6 protein-coding genes are annotated in these 5,207 nt (G+C 41.6%); 2 read left to right on the top strand and 4 right to left on the bottom strand.

Going from position 1 to position 5,207, the window contains the following annotated elements; genetic code table 11:
• Positions 1-79: 79 nt before the first annotated feature.
• Positions 80-1,384, bottom strand: coding sequence for a nucleobase:cation symporter-2 family protein (locus KTE19_RS12685; RefSeq protein ID WP_056981234.1), 1,305 nt, complete (start codon positions 1,382-1,384; stop codon positions 80-82).
• A gap of 356 nt (positions 1,385-1,740) precedes the next feature.
• Between KTE19_RS12685 and KTE19_RS12680 the strand changes: the two genes are divergently transcribed.
• Positions 1,741-2,097 carry a hypothetical protein gene (locus tag KTE19_RS12680; protein ID WP_054748959.1) on the top strand — a complete coding sequence of 119 codons (357 nt, stop codon included), beginning with the start codon at positions 1,741-1,743 and terminating at the stop codon, positions 2,095-2,097.
• A 104-nt stretch (positions 2,098-2,201) separates the two neighbouring features.
• Here KTE19_RS12680 and KTE19_RS12675 read toward each other — a convergent pair whose 3' ends face one another.
• The 3 genes from KTE19_RS12675 to KTE19_RS12665 form a co-directional block, all read right to left on the bottom strand.
• Entirely contained in the window at positions 2,202-2,552 is a 351-nt protein-coding gene (locus tag KTE19_RS12675; protein WP_056981233.1) for an aggregation-promoting factor C-terminal-like domain-containing protein, read from the bottom strand.
• Positions 2,553-2,774: 222 nt separating this feature from the next.
• Positions 2,775-3,734, bottom strand: a complete 960-nt coding sequence (locus tag KTE19_RS12670; protein ID WP_217162479.1) for a serine hydrolase — start codon at positions 3,732-3,734, stop codon at positions 2,775-2,777.
• Positions 3,712-4,455 carry a hypothetical protein gene (locus KTE19_RS12665; RefSeq protein ID WP_217162481.1) on the bottom strand — a complete coding sequence of 248 codons (744 nt, stop codon included), beginning with the start codon at positions 4,453-4,455 and terminating at the stop codon, positions 3,712-3,714. Before KTE19_RS12665 ends, KTE19_RS12670 begins: the two co-directional genes overlap by 23 nt.
• Positions 4,456-4,595: 140 nt before the next feature.
• Here KTE19_RS12665 and greA point away from each other — a divergent pair, with 140 nt between their 5' ends.
• Positions 4,596-5,063: a transcription elongation factor GreA gene (gene greA / locus KTE19_RS12660; protein WP_217342422.1), complete on the top strand. Its 468-nt coding sequence runs from the start codon at positions 4,596-4,598 to the stop codon at positions 5,061-5,063.
• Positions 5,064-5,207 lie beyond the last annotated feature (144 nt).

The raw sequence follows: 5,207 nt of genomic DNA, 5'->3' as shown, positions 1-5,207 counted from the left end.
GGTCAAAACAAAAAGAGCCCTAATCACAAAGTGATTAGAACTCGAATTTAGTTTCACCAACAACAGTTGACGAAGAGCCTTATTCTTCGACTGTTTTTTGAAGCCGGGTATGGTTCAATAAGATGTTCAAGATAACGGCGGTAAAGCTACCAACAACCATCCCATTACTCATGATAACTTGAACCGTTGCAGGCAAGTACTGGAACAAAGCCGGTTGGGTCGTAACCCCTAAGCCAAGTCCAACTGAGATGGCAATGATTAATAAGTTCTTGTTGTTTAATTCAACTTTAGATAACATCTTGATACCTTGGGCGCCAACCATTCCAAACATCACCAACATGGCCCCGCCTAAAACAGATGACGGAATCAATGTCGCAATTGCGCCAAACTTTGGAATCAATCCCAGTACCATCAACATAAATGCTGAATAGTAAATGGGTGTTAATTTCTTAATACCAGAAAGTTGCACGATCCCAACGTTTTGGGAGAATGTCGAATATGGGAATGTGTTGAACACACCACCGAGAATGGCAGCAATCCCCTCTGAACGATAGCCATGTTCCAAATCGCGGTCTTCCAATTTTCTGCCAGTAATATCACTCAACGCAAAGTAAACGCCGGTAGATTCAATCATACAGGTAAAGGCAGCTAATATCAGGGTTGCAATCGATGACCATTCAAACTTGGGTGTGCCAAAATAGAAAAATTGAGGCAATTGAGCCCAATGTGCTTGACCAACGGCCGCAAAATCAATTTGACCCATGAAAATTGCCACTAAGGTGCCAACCAGAATCCCAATTAAAATTGAGATTTGCTTCAAAAATCCACGTGCCCAAATGTTCAATACAATAATAACTAACGCAGTAAAAAATCCTAAAAACAAGTGAGTTGGATCTCCAAAGGCCTTGGCAGTTGTATCGCCACCACCAATGTTTTGAAAAGCAACCGGCATCAACGTAAACCCAATCAAGGTGATCAGTGAACCAGTGACAACGAGTGGAAAATATTTCCGCATGTGAGCAAATGGCTTGGCTGCCAATATAATGAACACCCCAGCGACGATAATGCCACCGTACATATACCCTAATCCGAAGTTCTTACCAATTGATTGCAAGGGGGCAACGTACTCCACGGCACACCCAAGGACAACCGGCAGTCCAATCCCAGTAATTGGGGTTCGGCGAATTTGTAGTAAGGTCGCAACCCCACACATGAAAATATCCATTGAAACTAAGTATGTCATCTGAGCGGCGTTAAACTTCAATGCAGCCCCAATTAATAACGGAACTAAAATATCGCCAGAATACATCGCCAATAAATGTTGAAAGCCTAAAATCGCATTCTTAATTGGTGACTTTTCTTCTGAAACGGAAACATTATTCATGATATTCTCCCTTTTATTCGTGTTTAACGTAATATTGTCATATTACCATGAATGAATCTTAAAAACAATTCAAATTCCGAATAATAGCGCTAACATCAGCCCTTTTTAACGACTGGTGCCGAATGGTTGGACAACTGGTATGCAAGTATTGCCTAAATAATTTCGCTTAAAACAAATAGATTGGTTAACGGTTACATTTTGCAAATCATTTTAAATGCTGATATGAAACGTTTTCATAGTCATTTTCACTTGACTTATTATGAAAAGCAATTAGACTACTTACAGTAAAGTTCAATATCCGCGGAACAACTAACATATCAGGATAGAAATTCATCATTAACGAGGGAGATTTTTTTATGACAATCAATGACACAAGCGCATGGAAAGAATCATTACAATCAGCTGATGCATTCAGAGATTTTATTACAAAATATTTTCAGGAACACAAAGAACTAACCGGTAAGTATGAAGTACCTTCCTACTACGAATATTACACGGCCCATCTCGATAGCCGTGATGGGATTATCATCACTTTGACAACCGGCGTTAACCAGTCAGTTAACGCCACCATCTCACCATTGCCATTCAAGCAAAAGGAAAAGATGTCAATCGAAGACTTCCGTCAATTAATTTTGAACAAGAAGTTTGCTGACATGCAGGTTTCCCTTGCAGATGTCTTTAAGGCTGTTGCAGGCGTCCCAACTACTAAATAATCTGTTATTCGGCTGATCGCCGAATAAACAAATAAAGAGCGTAACCATTCCCAATTAAAGGATTGATTACGCTCTTTGTTTACATTATGAGATCGGGACTAATTTTAGTACCAACCGTATGCTTTCCAGTGCTTCTTGGCATTAACCCAACTACCATAACGCGCTTTAACGTAATGGTCAGCGGCCTTTTCTTGGTTGTTCTTTGAGTAATCACCGTGTAAGTATGATGAACTTAATTGATACTTACCAACGTAGCGACCGTTGCGAGCATGGTATGAACCTCTTGATTCATGATAGGCGATCCATGACTTTGCTTTTTGATTTGCTTTTGAAAGATTTGATTTATATACCTTGGTTGTCTTGGCGCTTGCGATTTCTGTGGTTGCGGCAACATCAAACGTGCCGTAGAAAGTTAATGCAGTCATTAAAACCATGACGAATTTTCTAAATTTCATTAAAATATTTCTCCCTCGTATTTACTCAACAGGGTAGAATATACACTCTCGTATTTACAGGGAGGTTGCTGGAAAATTACAAGCGTGTTAAACACGTTGTCATGTTAGTAATATTAGAAGGCAAATCTGATAGTAGAACAGATATATGCCTGATTTAACAGGCTTTAGGGCAAAAATAATTCTCTGACAAAATTAGTCATTGTCAGAGAATTCTAATGCCTTTTATTGGAAAAAGATTTGATATAAGTGTTTTCCAAGCAAATTCATGGCATCAATTTGCTGGTTTTGACGACCACTTTCGGATAAAACGACGACAACAAATGATTGTTGCCCTTTTTTGACAATTGCGGCGTCATTTTGAACACCATAATCTGGGAATTCACCAGTTTTATTATAAATAGTCGCCCTCGAACTGATTAGGGCTGGCAATTTTGTCTGATTCGCATTGTTCGCCAAAAGTCGTAACATTTCGGTATCATAACGACCACCCAGTAACTGATGCCGGTCAATTTTCAACAATGTCCGCCCTAAATCTGCTGCACTGGTATAGTTGTCGTGCCCAGCATTTAAGGCCCGATAGTCCAACATTTTTCGCTGCAATTTAGTGTGATGACAGCCAAGATTCTCAATTGTCCGGTTAATCTTGGAAAGGCCACCCAACTGATCAATTAACACATTGGTGGCTGTATTGTCACTGACTTTGATCATCAATTCAAGTAATTGCCCGATTGTCTGCTGATTGGTCCCGCGCTGGGCTAACACACCGGTCCCGCCAACCTGATCATGGGCGGGGATTGCCACTGCTTGCTTCAAATTCAGTGCCCCAGCTTTCACCCTCCTCATGGCTTCGATCATGATAAAAACTTTAATGACACTGGCAGACCGTTGCCGCCGATTGACCGCAATCCCAGTTGCTAATGGGTGATTGGCAGATGCCACGTAGACCGCCGTTGTTCCAGAAGCCTGTTGCACTGTTGCCCGAACGGCCTTGGTTACCTTGGCAGACTTAACCGTGCTGGCTGAACTTCCAGTCGCCTTTTTTGGTGGCACCTTTGTCGAACTGCTGGCCACCCGACCTACTTTTGAGTCAGAATGATGGTCGTTTGGCTGATGGGCGGAACACCCAGCTAACATAACGATCCCAGCTACGGCAAGAATACTAGTACTTAACCCAAACTTCATTGACTAAGTCCCCATCGTACGATTTGCCATCAGTCAGCACGGAATTGCCGTCATATGATGTGTAACCATAATACGTTTCGTTTTGGCCATTGCTCCAAGTGACTGTGACCTTGACATTTGAATTAATACTTTTGGTTTTATTCGTATCAGTCGTGACATCATATGATAGAATACCGCCTTGGCTGTATCCTGAAATAGTGGCAATCCCATGGAAACTGGTCCCATCTGTATTTTCCTGAAGAACCGTTCCGTCAGAATCAATCACCAAATCACTTTGAAGCCGATCAGGATCGTAATTATAGAATTCATAATCGCCAGCAAACTTTGGATAACTTGAAAAACTGCTGTTGGTACTTAAATTAGTTGTCCCGCCATTACTATTAGTCGCATTACTGGTTTGATTCTGTTTCTTAGCCTTCTTCAGCAAAAATGCATCGTTGCTTTTCTGCAACTGGAAGTACTCAGTCTTCAATGAACCAAAGCCGTGATCGCTCAAGTCCGCGATCCGGATCCCATTGAGGGCCTTGTTAGAGGCCTTATAATTGCCGCTTTCATTCAAATTGCGCGCTGTTTTGATAACCCCTTCGTACTCGGAAATCTTGTCTCGGGTCTTGGAAGTGATCTTTGGTTTCGTGTCATGACTCGCACTGTTGCTGGAGCACCCCGCCGTTGCAAACATCATTGTTGCTAATACACAAACTACCAATCGAAATTTCTTCATAATGATCTCCCACTCATAACCATAATATAATCTAATTATATAATAAGTGAATTCATCAAGATTAACAATCCTATTGCAACATTTCTATTAGTTATGAGCCGTTATATTGTATACTTAAGGAGTAACAGGGGGGCTTAACGTTGGACGAACATTTTAATAAAATCACCAAGGCCGGCTATGAACACATCAAATCCGAAATTCGCGATTTGGAAGAAGCCCGGCCGAATAAAATCAAAATACTGGCGGCGGCCCGGGCACTCGGCGACTTGTCGGAAAACGCCGAGTACAGTGCTGCTAAACGGGATCTTCGTCATTTGGAGAGTCGAATGCGATTTCTCAAGAAGCAACTTCAATACGCACAGATTTATACCCCTACCGACAACGACACGGTTGAAATTGGTAAAACTGTGACTCTTGAGTTCATGGACGACCACTCAACGGATACTTATGAAATCGTCGGTACCCCCGAAGTCGACATCGAACACAACAAGATTTCAATTGCGTCGCCGATTGGGGCTGCGTTGTTAAACCATCATTCAGGTGATGCAGTACAAGTTTCTGCACCTGGGTTGACTTACCAAATCAAAATCATCAAAGTCACCAAATAAGTGAGCAAGCCAAGCCAGCTTAGCTCACTACTTTTTTGACGAAACTTACGATAAGCGGCTAATCCGTAAGCACTAAATAATTGGACGTATTCAAAAAGGCATTCGAGCATGTTATTCTTCAGATAACACAATCGAATGCCTTTT

Origin of the sequence: Lentilactobacillus dabitei (genome assembly GCF_019061365.1) — a bacterium.
GTDB classification, from domain to species: Bacteria; Bacillota; Bacilli; order Lactobacillales; family Lactobacillaceae; genus Lentilactobacillus; species Lentilactobacillus dabitei.
This window is presented reverse-complemented; position numbering and strand designations above follow the sequence as displayed.